Here is a 24,424-nt window from a genome sequence, read left to right on the forward strand (position 1 = left end):
CTTTACGCGACCTTGAAAATATGAGACCATCTTTTTTGCCCCTGTTGTGTTTTATTTTAAGCTTTCCGGCTATGGTGGCTCAAGATGCAAAAGAACAGAAGCCGGTCTCTCTTGAAGTCGATTATTTTTACGGAAGCATACTAGAGCACAATCCGGATATCGCTCACCTCATTACCGACCATCCCTACGGACTTATCTTAACCTACAATCGTAAAACCTACGGATTCAATGAATGGGAACGTCGTCATCGCTATCCCGATTGGGGGGTTACGTTCACGTACCAGGACATGGTAAATCAATACTTGGGAGAGAATTACGGATTGTACGGACACTATAATTTTTACTTCTTCAAACGACATTTGGTGATTCGGCTGGGGCAGGGAGTTGCCTACACAACCAAACCCTACGACAGAGAAGAAAATTTTATCAACAACGCCTACGGTACTCGCTTTATGAGCACCACCTTCCTCAAGGCAAATTTCGTAAAAGAAAACATTTGGGAAGGGTTGGGGGTACATGCCGGTTTTAGTATTATTCACTACAGCAATGCAAACCTTCGGGCACCCAATAATAGTACCAATACCTGGGCTTTCAATGCGGGAGTTAGTTACTTGATCGATCACGAGAACATGCCTGAGTTTATCGAAAAAGACGATCCGCCCAGTAGCAGTCATGCCGAGCGCCTGAAGTATAACGTTGCCTTTCGCTTTGGAATGAACGAAAGCGATGTCATTGGGTTGGGTCAAGAGCCTTTTTACGTGTTTTCGGGATTTGTCGACAAAAGAATCAACTATAAAAGCACCCTCGTAGGAGGCGTCGATGTGTTTGCAGCCATGTTTCTGAAAGAACTTATTAAATTTCGCTCCATTGCCTATCCTGAAGACGGTCTGAGCGGAGACGAAGATTTTATGCGGGTAGGAGTTTTTGTTGGGCATGAGCTACGCTTTAATAAAGTAGCATTTGTAAGTCACCTTGGCTATTACGTATATTGGCCCTATGCGTTTGAAAACCGCGTGTATAACCGATTGGGTCTTAAGCGGTATTTTATAAAAGACCAATTTTACGCTTCGGTGACGGTAAAAGCCCACTGGGCAAAAGCAGAAGGTGTTGAATTTGGAATTGGCATACGATTATGATGAAACTGAAAACACACTGGTATCTATCACTATTGCTGTTCGTTCTCTTGTTGGGGTGCGATTCAGATAAAGGGTTGAATTGTTTTCAGGCGACGGGAGACTTGGTGCTCGAGGAGATGGTGGTGCCGCCTTTTACGCGTGTAACAGTTTTTGAACGAACCCAATTGATCGTTCAGAAAGGACCCGAACAAAAGGTGTTTGTAGAGACCGGAGAAAATTTATTGAATGACATCGAATTAACCGTAGCAGACGGCCAACTTTCTATTGTCAATAACAATGGCTGTAATTTGGTTCGGGATTACGGCGTGACCCGTGTTTTTGTTACCGTTCCTAATCTCACCGAAATTCGAAATAGCTCAGGTCTCATGGTGGAGGGGCGTGGTACGCTAGCCTTTCCGAAGCTCACTTTGCTTTCAGAAGACGGTGCCGACGAAGACGAATTTCATATTGATGGTGATTTTCAGATGCGCCTGGACGTAGATGAGCTGAACGTGGTGGCAAACGGACTTTCAAACTTTTTTCTCTCAGGTTCGGCAACGGTGGCGAATTTCCGACTGTATGCCGGAGATTGCCGGGTGGAGGCACGGGACTTAATAATTGATTACATCAATTTGTTTCACCGCAGTAGTCAGGATATGATCGTCAATCCACAACGCTCGATTGTGGGAGATATCGTAAGTGTAGGAAATGTTATTTCTGTTAACAGACCGCCCCAAGTAGATGTGCGACAGCCGTATGAAGGCCGCCTTATTTTTGAGTAAGTTCCGAAAATAACTTTTCCAAGGTGGTGTTGCGTTGGTGAAGCTGTAAGATCTTCAAGCCATTGTCATGTGCAAAATCAAAAACCTCACTTCGCATATCGGTCTTGGTGTTGAAATAGATGTCATACTGAAACCCTCCTGGATTCTCCACTTTATCGACATTAGGTAAGCCTTGAAGCGCTACCGTTTCCACGCGATAATCGAAGGCTACGGTCACAATTTGTTGTTGCCCTCCTTTTAATTCTGAAAGCGATTGATCTAAGACAATCGACCCTTTGTTTATAATAATGACACGATCGCAAATGGCCTCGACCTCTTGCATAATATGGGTAGAAAGGAGTACCGTTTTTTCTTTCCCAATGGTTTTAATCAGCTCTCTGATTTCAATCAATTGGTTGGGGTCGAGTCCGGTGGTAGGCTCATCTAAAATAAGGACCTCAGGATCGTGGATGAGCGCGGCCGCCAGTCCTACGCGCTGTCGATACCCTTTGGAAAGCTGCCCGATTTTTTTGCGTACCTCAGGAGTGAGTCCGGTTTGCTGTACCACCTTATCCACACGTTCTTTGGAAACGCCATAGGTTTTGGCGGTAAAGGCCAGATATTCTCGTACGTACATATCGGTATACAAGGGGTTGTGTTCGGGTAAATACCCGATACTTCGCTGCACCTTCCGTTTTTCTTCGGAAACACCGTGCCCATTCACCTGAGCATCACCCGAAGAGGGGCGCAAATAGGTGGTGAGGATTTTCATCAAGGTAGATTTACCGGCACCATTAGGGCCTAAAAAACCGACGATCTCCCCTTTCTGCACCGCAAAGCTTACCGAATCTAGCGCTAGTTGATCGCCATATCGCTTGCTAATATTTTGAATTTCTAATGACATACTGTAGGTCGTAAAGGTACGTATTTAAAAAAACGACGAAAAAATTTTGTTGTTGTCTGTAATTGGTTACTTTAGCAATACAAACAGAGATCAATGACGCATTTTTTTACATATTTCAACTTTTGGTTCTTCTATGGTACAGAGGGATCCGGGGCCGGTATGTAAGAAATAACACGTCAAACATATACAGAAAACCCGGAATTTTTTCCGGGTTTTTTATTTTATAATCTGAAAAACTGAAACGTATGAAAATTGCTATTCAAGGTATCGAAGGCTCCTTCCACGATGAAGCGGTGCAGCAGCTCTTCCCAAATGAAGAAGTCTCCTTAATTACTTGCGATTCGTTTGATGCGGTTGCCCAAAGCGTCAAAAAAGGAAAAGCCGAATACGGGGTCATTGCCGTTGAGAACTCCATCGCGGGTTCTATCTTGCCCAATTACAATCTTATTGATTCCCACGATTTTGAAGTGTATGATGAGGTGTTTTTGAACATTCAGATGTATTTGATGGCTTTAGAAACCGAATCGATTATCGATGTTTTCGAGGTGCATTCGCATCCGGTGGCATTGCTTCAGTGTAAGGATTATCTACGGAAATTTCCGCCGCAATTCAAGATTATTGAAGGAAAGGATACCGCTTCCGAAGCAAAACGCATTAAAGAGAACAATCTCAAAGGGGTAGCCGCCATTGCTGGAAAACAAGTAGCTGAACGTTACGGTCTGAAAATTCTGGATAGCCATATTCAGGATATTAAAGAAAATCAAACGCGTTTTGTGCTAATCGGTGCCCGTGGCAGTACGTTAAATAATAAGGAAGCCACCAAAGCCAGTCTCAAGTTTCAACTGGGGCATGAAGTAGGTACCTTGAGTAATGCGCTGCAAATTCTAGCGGCTAACGACATCAATCTCACTAAAATTCAGTCGTTACCGGTCTTAGGAAAACCTTGGAAATACGCATTTTTTATGGACGTCACTTTTAATGATGTCGAAACCTTCTATCAAGCGGTGGAAGCCTTGCAGCCTCATGTTCATAATTGCAAGGTGTTGGGGGCTTACGCCAGTAACAAAGAAAACATTCCCAGTAAATTAACGCCCATGTCCAATGAAAAATAACAAACAATTACGTCATTGGTTGGATGCCATGGCACTCAATCACCCTTTGGTCATTGCGGGGCCTTGCAGCGCTGAAACCGAAGACCAGGTATTAAAGATCGCTCATCAATTAAAAGATACCGATGCCACGGTGTTGCGAGCCGGTATCTGGAAGCCCCGAACACGGCCCGGGAATTTTGAGGGGGTAGGGGCACTCGGCCTCAAATGGTTGCAACGTGCGAAGGAAGAAACAGGCATGTTAACGACCACCGAAGTTGCCAATGCGAATCATGTGGATCTGGCCATGAAGCACGATATCGATATTCTGTGGATCGGGGCGCGTACCACAGTTTCTCCATTTATTGTTCAGGAGATCGCCGATGCCTTACGAGGAACCGATAAACCGGTGCTGGTAAAGAACCCTGTGAATCCCGATTTGGCCTTGTGGTTGGGTGCTGTGGAACGCTTTTATCACGCGGATGTCAAAAACCTTGGAGTGATTCATCGTGGGTTTTCTACCTACGAAAAGACGCGCTATCGGAATAATCCCGAGTGGCAGATCCCGATTGATCTTCAGAATAAATTTCCAGACCTACCACTAATTCTAGATCCTTCACATATTGCCGGAAGACGCGATATCATTTTTGATCTTTGTCAGACGGCATTAGATTTAAATTACGACGGACTCATGGTGGAAACACATTTTGATCCCGATAATGCATGGAGCGATGCCAAGCAGCAAATCAAGCCGGAAACCCTCGATCAAATGACCGTCGATCTTCGGATACGAAAAGAAGAGGGGGACGCGGTAGAATTCAAAAATAAACTGGCTACCGCTCGAACTAAGATCGATGTGGTTGATCATCAATTGCTAGAAATTTTAGGAAAACGGATGCGTATTAGTGATGAGATTGGTTCGCTGAAGAAAAAGAATAATGTCGCCATTCTGCAAACCAAACGCTGGAATGAGATTCTCGGAAAAATGATTCTACAAGGGGAAGAACAGAACCTAAGCGAAGAATTCATCTTAAAGATCTTTAAGGCCATTCACCAGGAATCTATCAACCACCAAAAACAAGTGATCAATACCTAAAAGTTTTGCACCTTTGTGAGCATGAAAGGCATTGTTTATAAATCCACCGGAAGTTGGTATACGGTAAAGACCGATGAGGGCGTATTTTATCAATGTCGGATTAAGGGAAAATTCAGGATAGATGGTATTAAAAGTACTAACCCTGTAGCCGTGGGCGATCGTGTTCAGTTCGAACTGGAAACTACGGGCGATGAAACCATTGGGGTGATCAAGGAAATCGGTGAGCGTGATAATTACATCGTTCGTAAGTCGGTGAACCTCTCGAAGCAAACGCACATTATCGCGGCAAACATAGACATTGCATTTCTAGTTGTGACGGTGGTGAACCCCGTTACCTTTACCACTTTTATCGATCGTTTTTTGGTCACTGCGGAAGCCTATGATGTAGAGGCCGTATTACTATTCAATAAAATTGACACCTATTCTGAAGAAGAATTGTTAGAGGTCAAATACCTTGCGGCGCTGTACCGAAGTATTGGATATACCTGCGTGGGTATTTCTGCTAAAACCGGAAAGAATGTAGATCAGGTAGTGGCACTCATGAAAGGGAAGACCAGCATGTTCTCCGGGCACAGCGGCGTGGGGAAGTCAACCTTGATCAACGCCATCGCGCCCGATCTGGACTTAAAAACTGCGGAAACTTCCGAACAACACCAGCAGGGGCAACACACGACCACCTTTGCTGAGATGTTCGACCTTTCGTTCGGCGCACAGATCATCGACACTCCCGGTATTCGAGGTTTTGGTATGGTAGCTATGGAACCTGAAGAAATTGGTGATTATTTTCCGGAATTTTTCGCGCTGAAAGAGGACTGCAAATTTAATAACTGCCTGCATCTCAACGAACCTAAGTGTGCCGTTAAAGATGCGTTGGAAGAGGAAGCCGTTTCATGGTCTCGTTACAAAAGTTACTTACAACTGTTAGAAGGAGAAGACGAACCCTACCGAAAAGATCCGTACGCCACCTCATGAGAGTCTTGCTACAACGTGTCAAAAAAGCGTCTGTTACCGTTTCAAATGAAGTGGTAGGACAGATCGATCAGGGGTTGTTGGTATTGCTGGGAGTAGGGCAGGATGATGCTCAAGAAGACCTGGATTGGTTGGTTCGGAAAATTGTGAATCTGCGCATTTTTTCTGATGAAAATGGCGCGATGAATCGCTCCCTTCTCGATATTGACGGCAGTATCTTGGTGGTGAGTCAATTTACCTTGCACGCCGCTACCAAAAAAGGGAATCGGCCTTCCTTTATGAAGGCAGCATCTCCACAACTAGCAAAGGAGATGTATCAAACCTTTGTGCATCAATTGGGTAGCGAAATTTCGGGTGACGTAGCTACAGGTGTCTTTGGTGCTATGATGGAAGTATCCCTCGTAAATGATGGGCCTGTCACCATTTGGATCGATTCAAAAAGTCGCGAATAAATTTGTAAGAAATATCTTTTTTTTTAGTTTAGCGGCTGTGGCATTCTTTTTTATTTACGCATTTCTTATATGAGAATTTTTCTATTATTTCTTCTCATAGCGTGTCAATCTATTGGGTATTCTCAAGAAGATTTGTATGCTGTGGGAACGATCCCTGCTGAGTTGAGAACAGAGGCAAATGCCGTGATTCGCAATGAAGTGGTAACTATCGACGTCAAGCATACGAGCAAGATGCATATTCGTCACGAGCAAATTATTACCGTTTTCAATGAGAACGGAGATCGCCATGTGTCCGCCTACGAGTTTTACGATGATACGCGCAACATACGTTCGCAGGAAGCTACCATGTACGATGCTAATGGGAAAGAGATCGAACGATTCAGAAGAAGTGATTTTGTCGACAGAAGCGCGATCTCTTCTAACGATCTGTATACCGATAACAGGATCAAATACCTGAATCTTACCCCGCAACAATATCCCTACACGTTACATTATATTTCCGAAGTTGAAACCTCGGAAACGGCGTTTGTCATGCCATGGAAACCTATTACAGAACACTATGTTAGCGTGCAAAATAGCGCTTACAAATTGAACAACGAAAAGAATATTCCCATTCGGGTTCAGCGAAACAACCTCGCCGATTATAAGGTGTCTGAATCGAGTACCGAAACGTCCTTGTCTTTTAGCGTATCGTCTATTCCGGCTATTGCTCGAGAAGCGAGAGCCCCCGAAGTGGAAACCTTTACCCCCTCTGTGAAGGTAGCCTTGAATGAGTTTTCGTTGGTAGATGTTGCTGGGAGTGCCACCGATTGGAAGACGTTTGGAAAGTGGCAATACGATCATTTGGTAGCAGGTCTTGATGCGCTTCCGCCGGAGACTATTTCCGAAGTAACAGCGTATATCAAAGACGCCCAGACCACCGAAGAAAAGGTAAAACGGGTGTACGAGTACATGCAAAATAAAACCCGCTACATTAGCGTGCAGTTGGGAATTGGAGGATGGCGGCCGTATCCTGCAGCAGAAGTAGACCGACTTGGTTATGGAGATTGTAAAGGACTCACTAATTATACCAAAGCGCTGCTAAAAAGCCAGGGGATTACGTCCTATTACACGGTGGTTCATGCCGGAGAAGAGCAGCAGAATATTGATTCAGAATTCGCCTCCATGCAGGGCAATCACGTTATTTTAAACGTGCCTTTGGAAGAAAAAGATATTTGGTTGGAATGCACCAATCAGGAGATTCCGTTCAATTATTTAGGTGGTGGTACAGACGACAGAAATGTGTTAGTACTCACGCCAGAAGGAGGAACTATCAAGCGAACAACACGCTATGACGAAGGCATACAACGTGAGGGGAAATCAAAGCTCACCATTGATTCGGAAGGAAATTTGGAGGCTACCCTAGCGGTGGAATATCAAGGTATCGCATACTATAATGCTTCGAGACTAGAGCGAATGGACGAAACCGACCTACGCGAACATTACAGCAGTTCTTTTTCGGATATTAAGAAACCGGAATTCAAGAATTTCGAGTATTCGAATGATAAGGACGCCATCGTTTTTCATGAGAAAGTAGCCGTTACGGCCGATGCGTATGCGCGTCGCATTAATGACAAACTAATCATTCAGCCGAACGCCTTTCGCGCCGCTTCGTATGTTCCGAAGAAATACAAACGTCGCAAACTAGACTTTGAGGTACGACGTCATTATGCAGAAACCGACGAAGTTTACTTGAGTATTCCAGACGGATTTGAAATTGACTTTCTTCCGGAAGATGCTTCTATAGAGACTCCTTTTGGCTCGTATACCGCTTCCGTAGCGGTTACCGAAGAGGGCACTTTATTATACCAACGGTCACTTCGCCTGGAAAAAGGCGATTATTCAGCATCCGACTATACGGCCTATCGAGATTTTCGAAAGGCCATTAAAAAATACGATCATCAAAAATTAGTTTTAAAAAAGAAATCCTTATGAAGCCTTTTACTATCCTGTTTTTCCTTGGTTTAATTGTCTCCACTTCCGCACACGCGCAAGACTATGAATTTGGCGAAGTTTCCAAAGAAGAACTGGAAATGACTACTTATGCCAAAGACAGTACTGCCCATGCTTTAATCCTTCGGAACTACAGAAACACCTACTACGACTATGAGCAGAATACCGGATGGGTGTTGTATACCGAAGTCCACAAACGCATCAAGATTTTAGACAAAGAAGGGTTAGACTACGGAACCTTTAAGATCAATTTGTACAAATCAGGAAGTACTGAAGAAGAATTATCCCGTCTTCGTGCCTACACCTACAATCTGGAGAATGGCAAGGTAGAAGATTATAAAATGAAACGTGAAAACCGTTTTAAGACCGAAGTAAGTGATAGCTGGGATCAAATGGCGATTAGTATGCCTAATGTGAAAGAAGGTTCGGTGGTAGAGATCAGCTATACTCTGGTGTCGCCCTTTGCGAGTTCGATTGATGATGTAATCATACAAGAAGATATACCAACCTTGTCGTACCATGCCGAGATCAAAATTCCGCAGTATTTTAATACGCGTCGAATGGTCAAAGGAAACTTCAACGTCAATCCTAATGATTCTCAGCGCCGACGAAACGTAAGTTTTAAGTCGGGTGGAGGTACCGCCAACATTGCGGTGAATGAAACCGTTCACGAATATCGCTATAAGGATATTCCGGCCCTAAAGGAAGAGAGTTACGTAGACAATATCAACAACTATCGCTACAGCATTGCCTATGAAATTATTTCGGTGGAAAATTATAGTGGGGGCATCAAGAAATTGGCCACGACCTGGGAAGAGGTGGCTAAGACCATTAATGACTCTAAGTATTTTGGAGATGAAATTAAAAGAACCCGCTTGCTAAAAGATGATGCCGAAGCCATCAAAGCTGCTCATACAGGGGCTATGGAGCGTATGTACGCGGCCTTCGATTTTGTTAAGAATCATATGACCTGGAACGGTAGTGCTCGATTGTACTCCTACAACGGAGTGGTGAATGCTTATAAAGAAAAGACGGGAAATTCTGCAGATATCAATTTAATGCTGGTGGGGTTATTAAAAGAATGTGGCCTGGATGCGAGTCCGGTGCTAGTAAGCACCAAAGATCACGGTATTCCCTTATTTCCAACGCGCGAAGGCTTTAACTATGTGGTCGCAGCTGCGAATATCAATAATACGTATTATTTATTGGATGCCACCGAAAAGTATGCGGCGCCCAATGTACTCCCTACCCGTGTGTTGAATTGGTTCGGGTTTATGGTTAATGAGGATGGAAGCTCGCGTCAAATGACCTTGTATCCTGCGGAAAAGAGCAAGCAAAGCATCATGATGAATGCCAGTTTGGACGAGGAAGGCGGATTGCACGGACAGCAGCGTGTAAACTATACGCTTTCTGAAGCCTTGCAGTTTAGAGCCGTGAACGAAGGCGCGCCCCAAACACAGAAGACCGAATCGTTGATGGAAGCCTATGGCATGAGTGATGTATCAGCCTGGGAAGTTGATAATATGGACGACCCCTATCAACCGGTAACCGAATCCTTTGAATTTGAAATTGACGAGGCGGCAGAAGTGATTGGAAATGATATCTATTTCTCCCCTTTGTTTTTTCTGAAAATGGACAACAATCCGTTTGTGCAAGAAACCAGAGAATACCCCATCGACTATGCCCATCCCTTTGTCAAGACAACCATGGTTACGGTCACGATTCCGGAAGGGTATGAAGTCACCTCCTTACCGGAACCTATCAACCTTGCCCTACCGGAAGGAATGGGAACCTTCCGTTTTATGGTGCAAAATGCACAGGGAAATATCAATATTCGTACTACCTTTACCATCAATAAGAGTATTGTGCCTTCTTTTCACTACCCTTATATCAAAGAATTCTACAAGCAACGAGTAGATAAGGAAAATGAAAAGGTGGTGCTTTCAAAAGTGTAAGCATGAATATTGAAAATGCGCAAAAAGCAGTAGACATCTGGATTCAGGAGCACGGCGTACGTTATTTCAATGAACTCACTAATATGGCGCAACTCACCGAAGAAGTGGGAGAGGTGGCGCGCATTATAGCGCGACGCTATGGCGAGCAAAGTGAAAAGGAAAGCGATAAGGATAAAGACTTAGGGGAAGAACTCGCCGATGTCTTATTCGTAGTGCTGTGCTTAGCGAATCAAACGGGAGTAAAGCTCGAAGAAGCGTTCGCAAAGAAACTCGAGTTGAAGACCAAACGCGATCACGACCGACATCATAGCAACAAAAAACTGCGCTAATGTTACAAAAAGTAATTTCCCATCCGGGCTTTTGGAGGTCTGTGATACTGTTGGGAATCATCTATATGTTGGTGCTATTTTTCCTGCAGTGGATGTTTCTGGGCTTCGATCTTCGGTTCTTGTCCGCGCGCCCTGTTTGGGTGACCCTTCTGGTTTTTCTAGGGGGGATTCTCGTCTGTGGATTTTCCGTAACCTATGCAAAATTTTGGGCGAAGATAAAACGTAACGAACATCGCTCATGAAAGCGGTCCTTTCCCATACAAAAAACCTTTCTAATGAGAACCACCTGAAGATCACCGGATCGAAAAGTGAATCGAATCGGCTGTTGATCGTGCAACAACTGTTTCCGACGATTTCTATAGAAAACTTGTCTGAAAGTGATGATACGGTGGCCTTACAAGAAGCATTGAAACAAACCAGGGGTACAGTAGATATTCACCATGCCGGTACGGCGATGCGTTTTCTAACAGCCTATTATGCGAGTCGGCCCAACGCTGAGGTGCTTTTAACAGGAAGTACGCGCATGCAAGAACGGCCTATCGCCGTGCTGGTTGAAGCCTTACGGGCCATGGGTGCTTCTATTGCCTATACGCAAAAGGAAGGATGCCCACCGCTTCATATCATGGGAAAGAACTTTGTAACCAACAAAGTGAGTATTAAAGCCAATGTAAGTAGTCAGTATATCTCTGCGCTTCTTTTAATAGGTGCTTCACTGCCTCAAGGAATTGTCATTCAGCTAGAGGGAAAGATAACTTCCTTGCCATATCTAACCATGACCTTAGATTTGCTGAATGCATGCGGGATTTCTGGTAGTATCGAGGGGGAAACCTTGAACGTTAAGCCGCAGAAAACCCTTCCGCCAAAAACGATGGTGGTAGAAAGTGACTGGAGCTCGGCCTCTTATTTTTATAGTTTGGTAGCGCTTTCCGAAGAAGCTTCCATCACACTTGGGAAGTATCGTGAAGAAAGCCATCAGGGCGATGCAGCGGTAGCAAGATACTATGCTGAACTGGGAGTGTCGACGACCTACGATCGCGTAGCGCAAACTATTACACTCACAAAAACCGACACGGTCGAAACGTCCCATTTCTTTGAAAAAGATCTTAGCCACACACCCGATTTGGCACAAACGATTGCTGTCACCTGTCTGGGCTTGGGCATAGGTTGCCAACTTACCGGCTTACACACGCTGAAGATCAAAGAAACCGATCGGCTGGTCGCCCTGCAACAAGAGATCCATAAACTAGGGGGAGAGGTTGAGATCACTGAAGATAGTCTTCGCCTGGCACCTAACCCCAAGCTACCGTCAGACGTGGCCATCGACACCTATCAAGACCATCGCATGGCCATGGCGTTTGCTCCTTTGGCTTTAAAAATACCGCTTACCATCAACGATGCGGAGGTGGTTTCTAAATCGTTTCCCGGCTTCTGGAACGACCTAAAAAAACTAGGTATCGTCCTGCGGCTAAAATAATTGCCGGTTTACTTGACAACCCCTAGTTGGAGATTGTATATTTGCATCTTTTTACACCAAAAACCAGACGTTGCTATGGGAATGAAATTATCCAACTTCAATTTTGATCTACCAAATGACTTACTAGCGGAATATCCTGCTGCCAACCGAGACGAGGCGCGATTGATGGTGTTGAATCGAAAGGAGAAGACCTGGGAGCATAAGATGTTTAAAGATCTAATCGATTATTTTGAAGAAGACGATGTCTTGGTGTTGAACAATACCAAAGTTTTTCCGGCGCGGTTGTTTGGAAATAAAGAGAAAACCGGAGCGCGTATTGAAGTGTTTTTGCTTCGCGAATTGAATCCGGAAACCAGACTTTGGGATGTTTTGGTAGATCCTGCACGAAAGATCCGAATCGGGAATAAACTGTATTTCGGGGAAGATGAATCCTTGGTGGCAGAAGTGATCGACAACACTACTTCACGCGGAAGAACGTTACGTTTTCTTTTTGACGGGTCGTACGAAGAGTTCCGAAACAAATTAACTGAGTTGGGCCAAACCCCACTTCCGAAGTATATCAAACGAGATGTAGAGCCCGAAGACGCCGAACGTTATCAAACCATCTTTGCCAAGAACGAGGGCGCTGTTGCGGCACCTACGGCGGGATTGCACTTCTCGAAGCATTTGATGAAGCGTTTGGAGATCAAAGGAATTAATTTTGCGGAAGTGACCTTACATGTGGGACTCGGTACCTTTAGTCCGGTGGAAGTGGAAGACCTTTCCAAGCACAAAATGGACAGTGAAGAGATTGAAATTTCGGAAAGCGCTGTGGGCGCTATCAATACCGGGATTTCAGAGAAGCGCCGCGTCTGTGCGGTGGGGACTACGGTGATGCGCGCGTTAGAGAGCTCGGTGTCTTCCAGCAACACACTAAACGCGTATCAGGGTTGGACGAACAAGTTTATTTTTCCTCCTTACGACTTCAGCATTGCCAACTCGATGGTCACGAACTTCCATACGCCAAAATCAACCTTGTTAATGATGGTTTCCGCCTTCGCAGGGCATGAATTTATTAAGGAGGCCTATCAGGAAGCGATCAAAGAAAAGTATCGATTCTATACTTATGGTGATGCGATGTTGATCATCTAAGGTAAGTTTATATATAACTACAGAACCTCGCCCCTGTGGCGGGGTTTTTTGATTTCTGTCGAAAGGGTTTTAGAATCAGCAGATAAAGTCCTATATTAGTATGTTTGTTACCGTAACTAACCAACAGATATGACCCTTAAACAGCATCTTGTTTTTTTACTATGTTTGCTGCTGGCTACGTCGGCAGGAGCGCAAGATGTTTCTCAAGAGGTACCCTATAGTTGGTCCCAACCGCTCAAGCAAACAATTCCCACGATTAGCTTGCCGGCTATTGATCTAGAAGCGATCATGCTCGAAGATGAGATCAACGATCTCGATAAATCTATCCCTTATCGATATGGTGTTACACGACCTGTTGCGATTGATGTTTCTGAAGTGGGTAGTTGGGAAGAACTTACCAATGGCGATCGTGTCTGGCGGTTGGCCATCCATTCTCCGGAAGCACAAAACCTGAGCATCAACTTTGATGATTTTTATTTACCCGAAGGAAGCCGACTTCACTTTTACAACACAGCGCAAACCGATATTTCCAAAGCTTATTCTTCCACCGATAACCGAAGCAACAACAAACTTGGCGCGTGGTTTGTTTTTGGTGATACCGTGGTGATTGAATACTACGAACCCGTTTCCGTTCGTGGAGCGGCAACATTGCAAATTGGTAGCGTGATTCACGGGTATCGAATGGACTTCATGGAAGGAGAGAGTGGTGCTGGAAGAGGCTTTAACGATTCGGGTGCCTGTAATTATGATGTGAATTGCCCCGTGGGAGCCGATTTTGACGGTATCAAGGATGAAATTAAGAAAGCGGTCGCTGTGCTGAATCTAGGAAATGGATACTTGTGTTCAGCGGCGCTGGTAAATAACGCTTTAGAAGATAAAACACCCTACCTACTTACCGCGAAGCATTGCCTGGATGTGAGCGATCCCGATCTTTGGTCGGTTCGCTTCAATTGGATGAGTCCGAGTCCCGTTTGTGCCACCGGGGAAGAAAGTACCAATATTCAAAGTAACTTCACCTTGAGCGGAGCGCAAACACGCGTTCAGAATGAACTTACAGATGTGGCTTTGGTAGAAATGTACAGCGATATTCCAGACTCATGGGATGTCTCGTTCGCGGGCTGGGACCGTTCGGATACACCTCCTTTATTTGAAGTGGGAATTCATCATCCCAACGGAGATATTATGAAGGTGTGTCGCGATAATTCGGGCGCAGAAAAGAGAAACAGCGACGGTGTATCCTTGTGGCTTATCGGCGGTGTGAGCGAAGGTACCGGTGGTGGTTGGGAATTGGGAACCACCGAAAGTGGTTCTTCCGGATCGCCTCTGTTCGATCAGAATGGGCGAATTATTGGGCAATTGTTTGGCGGGAATGCCTTTTGTGATGGCACCAACAACAATGGCGATTACGACGTGTATGGTAGGTTTGGACCTGCCTGGGATTCGGGTACCTCTTCCGAAGAAAACCTTGCGTTTTGGCTTGATCCGAATACGACAGGATTGACCCGAATGAACACCTTACAGAACATATTAAATGTGAATGACGTGGAGGCCCCGGGGCAGCTTGAAATCTACCCCAATCCCGCAACCGATTTTATTCAGGTGATGAATACGCGCTACCCTCAATTGGAGTATACATTATTTGATGTGGTAGGGCAGTCCCTACACTCGGGTTCACTCTCGAACACCCAAAGCGCCATCTCGGTATCCCACCTCACTCAAGGGGTGTATTTTCTTCACCTACGCGATGCCGACAGCGGTGATAGCATCACCAAGAAGATTCTTGTTCAGTCGCGCTAAGAGCATCATAAACCTTTACCGTAACGCACCCATTCCCCCAGGGATTATTCGTATTTTTGCGCATCGTGAAAACTCAAAAGAAAGACATACGCGCCCTATCAAAACAAGAACTTCGAGATTTCTTTATCTCCCGAGGGGAAAAGGCATTTCGCGGAAACCAAGTGTATGAATGGTTGTGGAGCAAGGGTATACACACCTTTGAGGACATGACCAACTTGTCTAAAGAAATGCGCGCCCATCTGGAAGCCGAATTTGTGATCAACCACATTGAGGTGGACAGCCTTCAGAAGAGTCAGGATGGGACGGTAAAGAATGCGGTGAAATTGCACGACGGACTCGTAGTTGAGTCGGTTTTAATTCCTACGAAATCACGAACTACCGCCTGTGTATCCTCTCAGGTAGGCTGCAGCTTAGACTGTAAATTTTGTGCGACGGCGCGTTTGAAGCGGATGCGAAACTTGAATCCAGATGAGATCTATGACCAAGTAGTGGCTATCGATCGAGAGAGCAGGTTATATCACGACAGACCCTTAAGTAATATCGTCTTTATGGGCATGGGAGAACCCTTGATGAATTATAAGAATGTATTGGCGAGTATTGATAAGATCACTCAAGATGAAGGACTGGGGATGTCGCCAAAGCGTATTACACTATCTACTTCCGGAGTGCCAAAAATGATCAAGAAGTTGGCCGATGACGAAGTGAAATTCCATTTGGCGGTTTCGCTGCATTCGGCCATTCAGGAAACCAGAGAGCAGATCATGCCGTTTGCTAAAAACTTTACATTAGACGATTTACGTGAATCCCTGGAGTACTGGTACGAAAAGACAAAACGCCGCATCACCTATGAATATGTGGTCTGGAAAGGAATTAACGACCAACAACACGATATTGACGCCTTGGTACAATTCTGCAAGTATGTGCCCTGTAAGGTGAATTTAATTGAATACAACCCCATTGACGATGGCGATTTTCAACAAGCCGCCGATTCTTGTGTAGATCATTACATCAAGGCTTTGGAGCATAATCGTATCCCGGTGACCGTACGACGAAGTCGCGGAAAGGATATTGACGCCGCCTGTGGGCAGCTAGCGAATAAGCAATAAAAAAACGGCTTCAATTGAAGCCGTTTTTTATTATTTAAAAGCTGTAGTGCTTATCGCTTAACGATTTTGAATGACTTAGTCTGTCCTTCGATGGTAACATTAGCAATGTAAACACCAGCGTTCAAAGCTGAAATACTTACAGTTTCGCTAGATGTTGAAAGCTTTTGAGACACTACTTGCTGTCCAAGTACGTTGAACAAAACAACGTTGCTCATTGGAGCACCTGAACGCAATTCAAGATCTGTAGCAGTTACAGAATGTGTAAAATTTTGGAATACATTATCTTCTACACCGAAAGTAGTAGCTTCAACACTCCAATCATCAGTTTGAAGGACAAATGAATCTGAACCTAAGTAATGAAGTGCAATGTAAACAACTTCACCTTCATACGCAGAGATGTCAAAAGTGTACTCAGTATAGTCAAGTGGAGCTTCTTGTACACCACCCGTTAAATCTTCCGTGAAATCAGCTTGTGCAGTTCCTGTAGTAGAAAGTAGTACTTCAAATCGCTCAAGTCCGAACGCATCCGTTACCGACTTTGCCCACATTGTGAAGGAAGTTCCTCCAGAAGCACCGGTAAGATTAATCGCAGGTGTAATAAAGTAATCATCGTTCTGCGGCGCACCACTTACGTCTCCTGTTGCTGCAACAAAATACAATCCTTTGTCACCTGTTCTCGCATCCCACGCAGTACCTGTAGCCGGAGGCGTAGTAGCAGATGGGTTGAATACGATTCCAGTTCCGGTATATCCTTCATTCGTAAAATCATAGTCTGCTGAACCGTAGGTGCTGTCTCCGTCGTTATCAATTTGAGAGAATCCGCCAATTCCTGAAATCGCGAAATCATCGTAAGACTCAAATCCTTCTTCCCAAACAGTTGTTTGAGCATTCATAGTAAAAACAGCAAACAAGGCTGCTAAAAAAGTAATTTTCTTCATAATTATTTTTGTAAGAGTTAATATAAGGGCTAAAGATAGGGAAATGAAAGGATTCTAGCATATAATATTTTCATAAATAATGTACTTTTATGCCCCGCATGAAGGTAGTATCACAAATAAAACTTCCCATTGAGGTAGAGATGGAGCGATTCGAGAAAAAGTTTTCGGGCGCTATGTCTTCCAAAGTCTCACTTCTCAACAAGATCACACATTACGTAGTAAATCGCAAAGGAAAACAAATGCGGCCCATGTTCGTCTTTTTGATCGCAAAAATGACCGGCAATGGCGAAGTGTTAGAACGCACCTATCGTGGGGCTTCCGTTATTGAGTTGATTCACACCGCTACCCTGGTGCACGACGATGTGGTAGACGATAGTAACCGACGCCGCGGCTTTTTCTCTATCAATGCATTGTGGAAGAATAAAATTGCGGTGTTGGTGGGGGATTACCTTCTTTCCAAAGGCTTGTTGCTTTCCATTGATAACGACGATTTTGATTTACTGAAGATCATTTCCGTAGCCGTACGGGAAATGAGCGAAGGCGAATTACTTCAAATTGAAAAGGCGAGAAAACTCGATATTACCGAAGACGTTTATTTTGAGATCATTCGCCAGAAAACAGCAACCCTTATCGCTGCGTGCTGTGCGATGGGGGCGCAATCGGTAGACGCTCCGGCCGAGGAGGTCGAAAAAATGCGGCTCTTTGGGGAAAAAATTGGGATCGCCTTTCAAATTAAGGACGATCTTTTTGATTATGGTACTGCCAAGATCGGGAAACCTACCGGAATCGATATTAAAGAACAAAAGATGACGCTTCCACTGATTTACGCTCTCAATAACTGTTCAGAATCAGAAAAACGCTGGGTGATCAATTCCGTAAAAAATCACAATACCGATAAGAAACGGGTAAACGAAGTGATACAGTTTGTAAAAGATGCCGGAGGATTGGACTATGCCGTTCAGAAAATGAAATCCTATCGCGATGAAGCGCTGGCCATTCTCCAGTCGTATCCTGAGAGTCCGTATCGCGCGTCGCTCATCATAATGGTGAATTACGTCATAGACCGAAATAAATAATTTTTTTTAGCCTCAGGCAACCATTAATGAAAAAGGCGCGTCTATAGTAATAGAAGCATCTCATAACACACCCTTTAGTGAAAGTTGTAGCGCTACATACCAATTACAAGAAGCACATAAAAAGAGCATTGCAGGGCAATCGCCGCGCGCAGTACGAATTGTACCAATGCTTCGCTCCCAAAATGTTAAGTGTGTGTAGACAGTATTTGAAGTCGGTGGAACTAGCGGAAGAGGTGATGAGCAACGGGTTCTTAAAAGTGTTCACGCGCTTGGATTCGTTTAAGCATGAAGGAAGTTTTGAAGGATGGATCCGCAGGATCATGGTGAACGAATGTATTTCGCAGTTGCGGAAGGAAAAACGCCTGCATTTCCAGGAACCGGAAGGTATTGAAAATAGCGCCGCACATGTAAGTTACATGGAAACCGAACTGGAAGTAGAGGTCATTCAAAAGTTGATCGATGCCCTGCCGGACGGCTACCGAACCGTATTTGTGTTATATGCGATAGAAGGATATAAGCACGGAGAGATCGCAGAAATGCTTCAGATTTCGGAAAACACTTCCAAATCGCAACTACACAAGGCGCGCAAAGAATTACAAGAAAAGTTGAACGTATTAAAGAATACCCATTATGGCACCCGTTGATTTTGAAAAACAGATGCGTGAGAAGTTGCAAGAGCGGGAACTCACCCCAAATCCTGAAACATGGAGCAAACTGGAGCAGCAACTGGCACTTCAGGAAAAGCCAACAAGAACGTTGATCCGTCCTTGGGCGGTTGCGGCAGCCGTGATCACCATCGTATTGTTAAGTGTTTGGTGGTTACGCCCTACGGCGGAAGTGGCGACTCCTTTGGTAACCAATCCTGAAGTGCAAGAGGAAGCTCCGTTGTTTGAGAAAGAAATATTGCAGACGCCGGATAGCGACATAGCTTCGGAATCGGTTGTCGAGAAGAAGCAAGCGGAAATCAAGACAACACCTTCCGAAGAAATAGCAACCACGAACACTATGAGCACTACCGCTTCCGAAGAAAAGCAGTCACAAATCATGCTGTCGCCAGAAGCGAAGGAAGCGATCGCTAGTGCTGTAGAGGCACCTAAGGAAACACCTTTGATCACCGAATCGATAGCGCAAAACGTAACCTTTGAGGAGCAAAAGATCGATGAAATTGTTACGCAGGTGAAGCTTTTGCAGCAGCAGAACAAAACAGTGACAACGGCCGAAATTGAAACCTTGATGGCAGCCGCTCAACAGGAAATTAAATCAAACCAACTGTTTAAGGAAGGCGGTTTTGAAGTAGATGCCACGGCCTTGTTACAGGAAGTAGAAACCGAATTAGAACGCAGTTTTAGAGACAAAGTATTTGACGCGCTTGGCAAAGGATTTGAAAAAATTAGAACCGCCGTTGCCGAACGGAATCAATAAAGCAAAACATCAATCACGCCCGGTTCCGGGCACTAAATCACGAACAGTATGAAATTAATTACGCTAAGTATCGCAATCGCGATGTGGGTAACTGCGGCCTTTACCGCGGCAGCCCAGGAGAAGAATGAAGAGACCTTACAGATCTTGGAACAAACCAAAGAGAAGGTTACTCAAGAAGAGAAAGACGCTCTAAAAGTAGAAGTTGAAGCCATTATCGAACAGCAGGAGCGCAATCTGATTACCGCTGAAGAAGCTGAGCTTCGGAAAAAGAAGGCGGCTGAAAAGCACGCGCTCAACATTGAAAATCGTTTAGCGATCATCAATAACAAGATTGAGCTGTTGCAGCGAAACGGTACCGATACCTCGTTGGATGACGACGATCGGTTGGTGCTATCGGTAGGGTGGGGAGATCGAGGTGATTCGCCTTTCGTATTCTTGGGACCTAAAAATAGACAACGCCCCTATGATCGGCGCACCACCAGCGATTTTGTCTTAGCGGTGGGGTTTAACAATGCAATTACCGAAGGGCAATCCTTAGACGATTCTCCCTATAAGTTAGGCGGAAGTCGCTTTGCCGAACTAGGTTGGGCCTGGAAAACCCGGGTCTTTCAGGAATCGAACTGGCTGCGCATCAAATACGGGATTTCGTTTCAATTCAATGGTCTCAAACCAGAAAATAACCAATATTTGGTAGATACGGGGTCTCAAACCGAGTTGCAGACCTATCCCATCGAGCTGGATAAATCGAAATTCCGCTTAGACAATTTAGTGGTGCCGATTCACTTTGAATTTGGCCCCTCTAAAAAGATCGAAGGCGAAAATTACTTCCGCTACGATACCCACAACCAAATTAAAGTAGGATTGGGAGGGTATGCCGGAATTAAATTGGGCGCACGCCAAAAGTTAAAGTACGAGGTGGACGGCCAGGATATTAAAGAGAAGCAAAAAAGCAGTTTTAATACCAACAACTTTATCTATGGGGTAAGTGCCTATTTGGGCTGGCGCGATACCGCATTGTATGTGAAATACGACCTCAACACTATTTTTAAAGACAATCCTGTAGAACAACGCAATATTTCACTCGGACTCCGTTTCGATATGGATTAGCCAGAGATTTCCGAACCTGCAAAAAGACCTCCTTCAAGAGGTCTTTTTTTGCTTGAAATCGTATTTTTACGACAAGAAACTTCCTATGATATCCAAAACCACCATTGATGCCGTATTTGATGCCGCTCGCGTAGAAGAGGTGATTGGTGATTTTGTGCAACTGAAGAAATCCGGAAGTAACTACAAGGGGCTGAGTCCGTTTACCGATGAGCGCACGCCCAGTTTTATGGTGTCACCGGTAAAGCAGATCTGGAAAGATTTTTCCAGCGGAAAAGGCGGAAGCGTGGTTTCTTTTTTGATGGAACACGAGCATTTCAGTTACCCTGAAGCCATTAAATATTTGGCTAAAAAATACGGGATCGAAATCGAAGAAACCGAACAAACCGACGAGCAAAAACAGCAAGCCACCGAACGGGAAAGTCTGTATTTGGTTAGCGAATTTGCTAGAGAATATTTTCACAAAACCCTTTTGAAGACCGAAGCGGGAAAGGCGATTGGACTTACCTACTTCAAAGAACGCGGCTTTTCCGACGAGACCATAAAAAAATTCGACTTAGGATATTCGCCCAATGTTTGGGATGCCTTTACTTCCGAAGCGATCAAAAAAGGATATCAGCTAGAATTTTTAGAGAAAACAGGTCTTACCATTGTTAAAGAAGAAAAGCAATTCGACCGTTTTAAAGGCAGAGTGATGTTTCCCATCAAAAGCATGAGCGGAAGAACGCTTGGGTTTGGAGGAAGAACTCTGACCAGTGATAAGAAAGTTGCCAAATACCTTAATTCTCCTGAAAGCGATATCTATCACAAAAGCAAGGTTCTCTACGGAATTTATGAAGCCAAACAAGCCATTGCCAAAGAAGATCGTTGTTATTTGGTGGAAGGCTATACCGATGTGATCCAGCTGCATCAAAGCGGTGTCGAGAACGTGGTGTCTTCTTCAGGTACGGCGCTTACGCCCGAACAAATTAGGCTCATCAATCGACTCACCAACAACATTACCGTATTGTTTGATGGTGATGCAGCAGGATTGCGTGCCTCGCTTCGGGGTGTCGACCTAATTTTGGAACAAGGCATGAACGTGCGTATTTGTACGTTTCCGGAAGGGGAAGACCCCGATAGTTTTGCGCGTTCGCACTCGCGGGAAGAGATTCGTGAATACATTACCAACGAGTCTCGCGACTTTATCGATTTTAAGGCGAGCTTATTAGCTTCCGAAGCAAAGAACGATCCGGTCAAGAAAGCGGAAACCATACGGGATATGGTGGTGAGTATTTCCAAAATTCCGGATGTTATAAAACGCGAAGTGTATATCAAAGAGTGCGCGCGGATTATGGATATTAGTGAAGAGGTCCTCTTTAGTTCGTTAGCGCAAATGCTTCAGAAAGAACAGCGCGATGCCGCCCGAACCTCTCGTAAAGAAAAGGCGCAACAAACTATGAATGTGGTTGCGCAAGAGCACACTCCGGCGACCAAGATCGATGAGCAGTACGAGCTAGAGCAGAAAATTATTCAGTTGCTCTTGCTGTATGGTTCTGAAGAGGAGGAATTTGAAGAATTGATATTAGAAGCTGATGAAGATGGCAATATCGCCTTTCAGCCCGAACAAATGACTGCCAAGGTGTTTGAGAAGGTTTATTTGGATCTTCAGGAAGATGAAATCGAATTTGCCAATCAAGGCTTTCGCGAGTTGTATGCGGCCATCATCGAACGGCTCAACCAACAACAGGAATTAGCGGTCGATCAATTTGTAAACACCTTGCCTTCGGAGAAGGCAGCCACCGTAACGCACATCTTGATGGAGGAAGAGCGGCACCGGTTACACAATTGGGAAGGCAAAGATATTTTTGTGAAAGAGAAAAAGCACACTATTTCTCAAGTAGTGAGCGAGACCATCCTTAATTTTAGACGGTATTTGGTAAATCGAAAGATAGAAGAACTGTCTGAAGAGCTGAAAGAACTGGAAGCGGAAGAAGCAAAGCGAGAAAGTCTGCAAGATGTGATCGATTATCAAACCTTGAAAAAACTACTTTCCGAAAAACTCAATCGAGTCCTTTAATTATCCAAACTGAAACATCCGGGATTGGTGGATCAGATCGGCCAGATTATCAACTTTCAATTTTTTCAACAGCCGCGTCTTGTAGGTGCTTACCGTTTTCTCATTGATGTTGAGTTCGTTCGCAATATCCTTATTGCGTTTACCACTAGAGAGCAAATTTAGCACTTCAATTTCCCGTGATGATAATTTTTTGTAGCGGCTAATCGCAGAAGATTCTCCTACATTGCGCTTGGTAAAGGTAGAGGTGAGTTCTTCGTTCAGGAAGATACCTCCTTTGGCGATCTGCCGAATCGCTTTCAGAAATAGTTTCGTAGAAGCGGTCTTCGGAACGTAGCCCGCTGCCCCAGACTTGATCGCACGAAGCGCATAAATTTCTTCGGGATGAATGGAGAAGATCAACACTCTGGTTTCCGGGAATTGTGTCTTTATACTGCGCAATGCATTGATGCCACTAATCTGCGGCATGTCAATTTCCATAATAAGGATATCCGGTTGTTCCTTTTCAAGGTATTTGTACAGTTCGTCCCCGTTATTGGCCTTCGCGATAATTTCAAAGCTACCTTCTTGATCCAGCATGCATGAAATCCCTTTACGGACAACAGGATGATGATCTGCTATTAAGATTTTTTTCATTCCTTCCTATATTTTAAGTAACCACTTAGAACAACAGGGGAGGCAGTTATAAGTGTGAGGTTTTGTTAATTTGTAATATAAATACTACAAAATCAAAGCTAAAAAAAAGGTAGGAAGCACCGTGGAAATTTCGTTCAACGTACAGAAAACTCGTTAAAACAACGTATTACCTCAGGTTTACGGGGATTTCACAAACGGGGATAGGCTTCATTTTGTGTTGATTGATGCGATTAAGCCTTGAGTAGGTGTCAAATACGACCTTTTGGCGCCCTGAGAAATCATCAGATTGCTTGCCTTGGTCTTGCATGTGCATGGCCCACTCTAATTCATCGTAACTTGCACCTAGTTGGTCTTCGTCGGTTCGACTGTCTCCAAAGAGTCCGTCGGTAGGAGCTGCGGCTAAAATGGCGTCTGGTACTTGTAGCGCACGCCCGATTTCGTACACTTCACTTTTCATCAAATCGGCAATGGGACTCAAATCGACCCCACCGTCTCCGTATTTCGTAAAAAATCCAACGCCAAAATCCTCTACTTTATTTCCGGTTCCGCAGACCAAATAACGATGTAATCCGGCAAAGTAATAGAGTGTAGTCATCCGCAATCGGGCGCGCGAATTCGCCAAAGAAAGATCTAAAAAAGCATCGTCCTTGGTTTCGGGTAGTTGTCCTTTAAACGATTCGAAAACCGGAGTAAGGTCAACACGCACATCGCTTACGTTGGCAAAACGTCGCTTTAATTGGGCAATGTGCTCTTCGGAACGAGTCACCTGACTGGCTGCCTGATGGATCGGCATTTCTACGCAAAGGGTGCGCAATCCTGTTTTGGCGCAAAGGGAAGAGGTTACAGCCGAGTCGATACCGCCACTAACGCCAACAACAAAACCTTCCAGTCCCGCTTGAGTGATGTAGTCTTTAAGCCAATTGACAATGTGATCGATCACTTTTTCGGTTTTCATATAACTGGTTTTGTTGGGTTATTCCTATACCTTTGCATCACAAATGTAACGCAATTGCAAAATTTATA

Annotated in this window: 23 protein-coding genes; 19 read left to right on the forward strand and 4 right to left on the reverse strand. The window is 44.6% G+C overall.

Annotated elements, in window-relative coordinates; translation table 11 throughout:
• Positions 1-20: 20 nt before the first annotated feature.
• Both PO830_RS04640 and PO830_RS04645 read left to right on the forward strand, forming a co-directional pair.
• Entirely contained in the window at positions 21-1,136 is a 1,116-nt protein-coding gene (locus tag PO830_RS04640) for an acyloxyacyl hydrolase (RefSeq protein WP_272852363.1), read from the forward strand.
• The gene (locus PO830_RS04645) at positions 1,133-1,897 is read left to right on the forward strand and encodes a head GIN domain-containing protein (protein WP_272852364.1); all 765 of its coding nucleotides are present in this window, start codon (positions 1,133-1,135) and stop codon (positions 1,895-1,897) included. The genes PO830_RS04640 and PO830_RS04645 overlap by 4 nt, the downstream gene beginning before the upstream one ends.
• On the opposite strand, the gene gldA is transcribed toward PO830_RS04645, so the two are convergent.
• A complete protein-coding gene (gldA, locus tag PO830_RS04650) occupies positions 1,884-2,780 on the reverse strand; it encodes a gliding motility-associated ABC transporter ATP-binding subunit GldA (protein ID WP_272852365.1) in 897 nt (298 codons plus the stop codon). The two genes, PO830_RS04645 and gldA, sit on opposite strands and share 14 nt — an antisense overlap.
• Positions 2,781-3,025: 245 nt before the next feature.
• Between gldA and PO830_RS04655 the strand changes: the two genes are divergently transcribed.
• From PO830_RS04655 to rlmN, 12 genes are all read left to right on the forward strand, one after another.
• Positions 3,026-3,892: a prephenate dehydratase gene (locus tag PO830_RS04655; RefSeq protein WP_272852366.1), complete on the forward strand. Its 867-nt coding sequence runs from the start codon at positions 3,026-3,028 to the stop codon at positions 3,890-3,892.
• Positions 3,882-4,964 carry a bifunctional 3-deoxy-7-phosphoheptulonate synthase/chorismate mutase type II gene (locus PO830_RS04660; protein ID WP_272852367.1) on the forward strand — a complete coding sequence of 361 codons (1,083 nt, stop codon included), beginning with the start codon at positions 3,882-3,884 and terminating at the stop codon, positions 4,962-4,964. Before PO830_RS04655 ends, PO830_RS04660 begins: the two co-directional genes overlap by 11 nt.
• A 21-nt stretch (positions 4,965-4,985) precedes the next feature.
• On the forward strand, positions 4,986-5,936 hold the full coding sequence (rsgA, locus tag PO830_RS04665) for a ribosome small subunit-dependent GTPase A (RefSeq protein WP_272852368.1): 951 nt from the start codon (positions 4,986-4,988) through the stop codon (positions 5,934-5,936).
• On the forward strand, positions 5,933-6,385 hold the full coding sequence (gene dtd / locus PO830_RS04670; RefSeq protein WP_272852369.1) for a D-aminoacyl-tRNA deacylase: 453 nt from the start codon (positions 5,933-5,935) through the stop codon (positions 6,383-6,385). Before rsgA ends, dtd begins: the two co-directional genes overlap by 4 nt.
• Positions 6,386-6,454: 69 nt before the next feature.
• On the forward strand, positions 6,455-8,359 hold the full coding sequence (locus tag PO830_RS04675; protein ID WP_272852370.1) for a DUF3857 domain-containing protein: 1,905 nt from the start codon (positions 6,455-6,457) through the stop codon (positions 8,357-8,359).
• Positions 8,356-10,332, forward strand: coding sequence for a DUF3857 domain-containing protein (locus PO830_RS04680; RefSeq protein ID WP_272852371.1), 1,977 nt, complete (start codon positions 8,356-8,358; stop codon positions 10,330-10,332). Before PO830_RS04675 ends, PO830_RS04680 begins: the two co-directional genes overlap by 4 nt.
• 2 nt (positions 10,333-10,334) lie before the next feature.
• Positions 10,335-10,661 carry a nucleotide pyrophosphohydrolase gene (locus PO830_RS04685; protein ID WP_272852372.1) on the forward strand — a complete coding sequence of 109 codons (327 nt, stop codon included), beginning with the start codon at positions 10,335-10,337 and terminating at the stop codon, positions 10,659-10,661.
• On the forward strand, positions 10,661-10,903 hold the full coding sequence (locus tag PO830_RS04690) for a hypothetical protein (protein WP_272852373.1): 243 nt from the start codon (positions 10,661-10,663) through the stop codon (positions 10,901-10,903). The genes PO830_RS04685 and PO830_RS04690 overlap by 1 nt, the downstream gene beginning before the upstream one ends.
• Positions 10,900-12,135 carry a 3-phosphoshikimate 1-carboxyvinyltransferase gene (locus PO830_RS04695; RefSeq protein ID WP_272852374.1) on the forward strand — a complete coding sequence of 412 codons (1,236 nt, stop codon included), beginning with the start codon at positions 10,900-10,902 and terminating at the stop codon, positions 12,133-12,135. The genes PO830_RS04690 and PO830_RS04695 overlap by 4 nt, the downstream gene beginning before the upstream one ends.
• Positions 12,136-12,216: 81 nt before the next feature.
• A complete protein-coding gene (gene queA, locus PO830_RS04700) occupies positions 12,217-13,266 on the forward strand; it encodes a tRNA preQ1(34) S-adenosylmethionine ribosyltransferase-isomerase QueA (RefSeq protein ID WP_272852501.1) in 1,050 nt (349 codons plus the stop codon).
• Positions 13,267-13,395: 129 nt separating this feature from the next.
• Positions 13,396-15,063, forward strand: coding sequence for a T9SS type A sorting domain-containing protein (locus PO830_RS04705; RefSeq protein ID WP_272852375.1), 1,668 nt, complete (start codon positions 13,396-13,398; stop codon positions 15,061-15,063).
• Positions 15,064-15,128: 65 nt separating this feature from the next.
• A complete protein-coding gene (gene rlmN, locus PO830_RS04710) occupies positions 15,129-16,169 on the forward strand; it encodes a 23S rRNA (adenine(2503)-C(2))-methyltransferase RlmN (RefSeq protein ID WP_272852376.1) in 1,041 nt (346 codons plus the stop codon).
• A 50-nt stretch (positions 16,170-16,219) separates the two neighbouring features.
• On the opposite strand, the gene PO830_RS04715 is transcribed toward rlmN, so the two are convergent.
• Positions 16,220-17,107 (reverse strand): T9SS-dependent choice-of-anchor J family protein, encoded by an 888-nt coding sequence (locus PO830_RS04715; RefSeq protein WP_272852377.1) that lies wholly within the window; start codon positions 17,105-17,107, stop codon positions 16,220-16,222.
• Between the two features lie 98 nt (positions 17,108-17,205).
• Here PO830_RS04715 and PO830_RS04720 point away from each other — a divergent pair, with 98 nt between their 5' ends.
• The 5 genes from PO830_RS04720 (at position 17,206) to dnaG (ending at position 22,768) form a co-directional block, all read left to right on the forward strand.
• Positions 17,206-18,183, forward strand: coding sequence for a polyprenyl synthetase family protein (locus PO830_RS04720; RefSeq protein WP_272852378.1), 978 nt, complete (start codon positions 17,206-17,208; stop codon positions 18,181-18,183).
• 77 nt (positions 18,184-18,260) lie between these two features.
• The gene (locus tag PO830_RS04725; RefSeq protein ID WP_272852379.1) at positions 18,261-18,827 is read left to right on the forward strand and encodes an RNA polymerase sigma factor; all 567 of its coding nucleotides are present in this window, start codon (positions 18,261-18,263) and stop codon (positions 18,825-18,827) included.
• On the forward strand, positions 18,814-19,605 hold the full coding sequence (locus PO830_RS04730) for a hypothetical protein (RefSeq protein ID WP_272852380.1): 792 nt from the start codon (positions 18,814-18,816) through the stop codon (positions 19,603-19,605). The genes PO830_RS04725 and PO830_RS04730 overlap by 14 nt, the downstream gene beginning before the upstream one ends.
• Before the next feature lie 48 nt (positions 19,606-19,653).
• Entirely contained in the window at positions 19,654-20,712 is a 1,059-nt protein-coding gene (locus PO830_RS04735; RefSeq protein ID WP_272852381.1) for a hypothetical protein, read from the forward strand.
• Positions 20,713-20,797: 85 nt separating this feature from the next.
• The gene (gene dnaG, locus PO830_RS04740) at positions 20,798-22,768 is read left to right on the forward strand and encodes a DNA primase (RefSeq protein ID WP_272852382.1); all 1,971 of its coding nucleotides are present in this window, start codon (positions 20,798-20,800) and stop codon (positions 22,766-22,768) included.
• On the opposite strand, the gene PO830_RS04745 is transcribed toward dnaG, so the two are convergent.
• Entirely contained in the window at positions 22,769-23,401 is a 633-nt protein-coding gene (locus PO830_RS04745) for a response regulator transcription factor (RefSeq protein WP_272852383.1), read from the reverse strand.
• 166 nt (positions 23,402-23,567) lie between these two features.
• The gene (nadE, locus tag PO830_RS04750) at positions 23,568-24,356 is read right to left on the reverse strand and encodes an NAD(+) synthase (protein WP_272852384.1); all 789 of its coding nucleotides are present in this window, start codon (positions 24,354-24,356) and stop codon (positions 23,568-23,570) included.
• Between the last annotated feature and the right edge of the window lie 68 nt (positions 24,357-24,424).

Source organism: Altibacter sp. HG106 (assembly GCF_028561755.1).
Taxonomy (GTDB): domain Bacteria; phylum Bacteroidota; class Bacteroidia; order Flavobacteriales; family Flavobacteriaceae; genus DFVG01.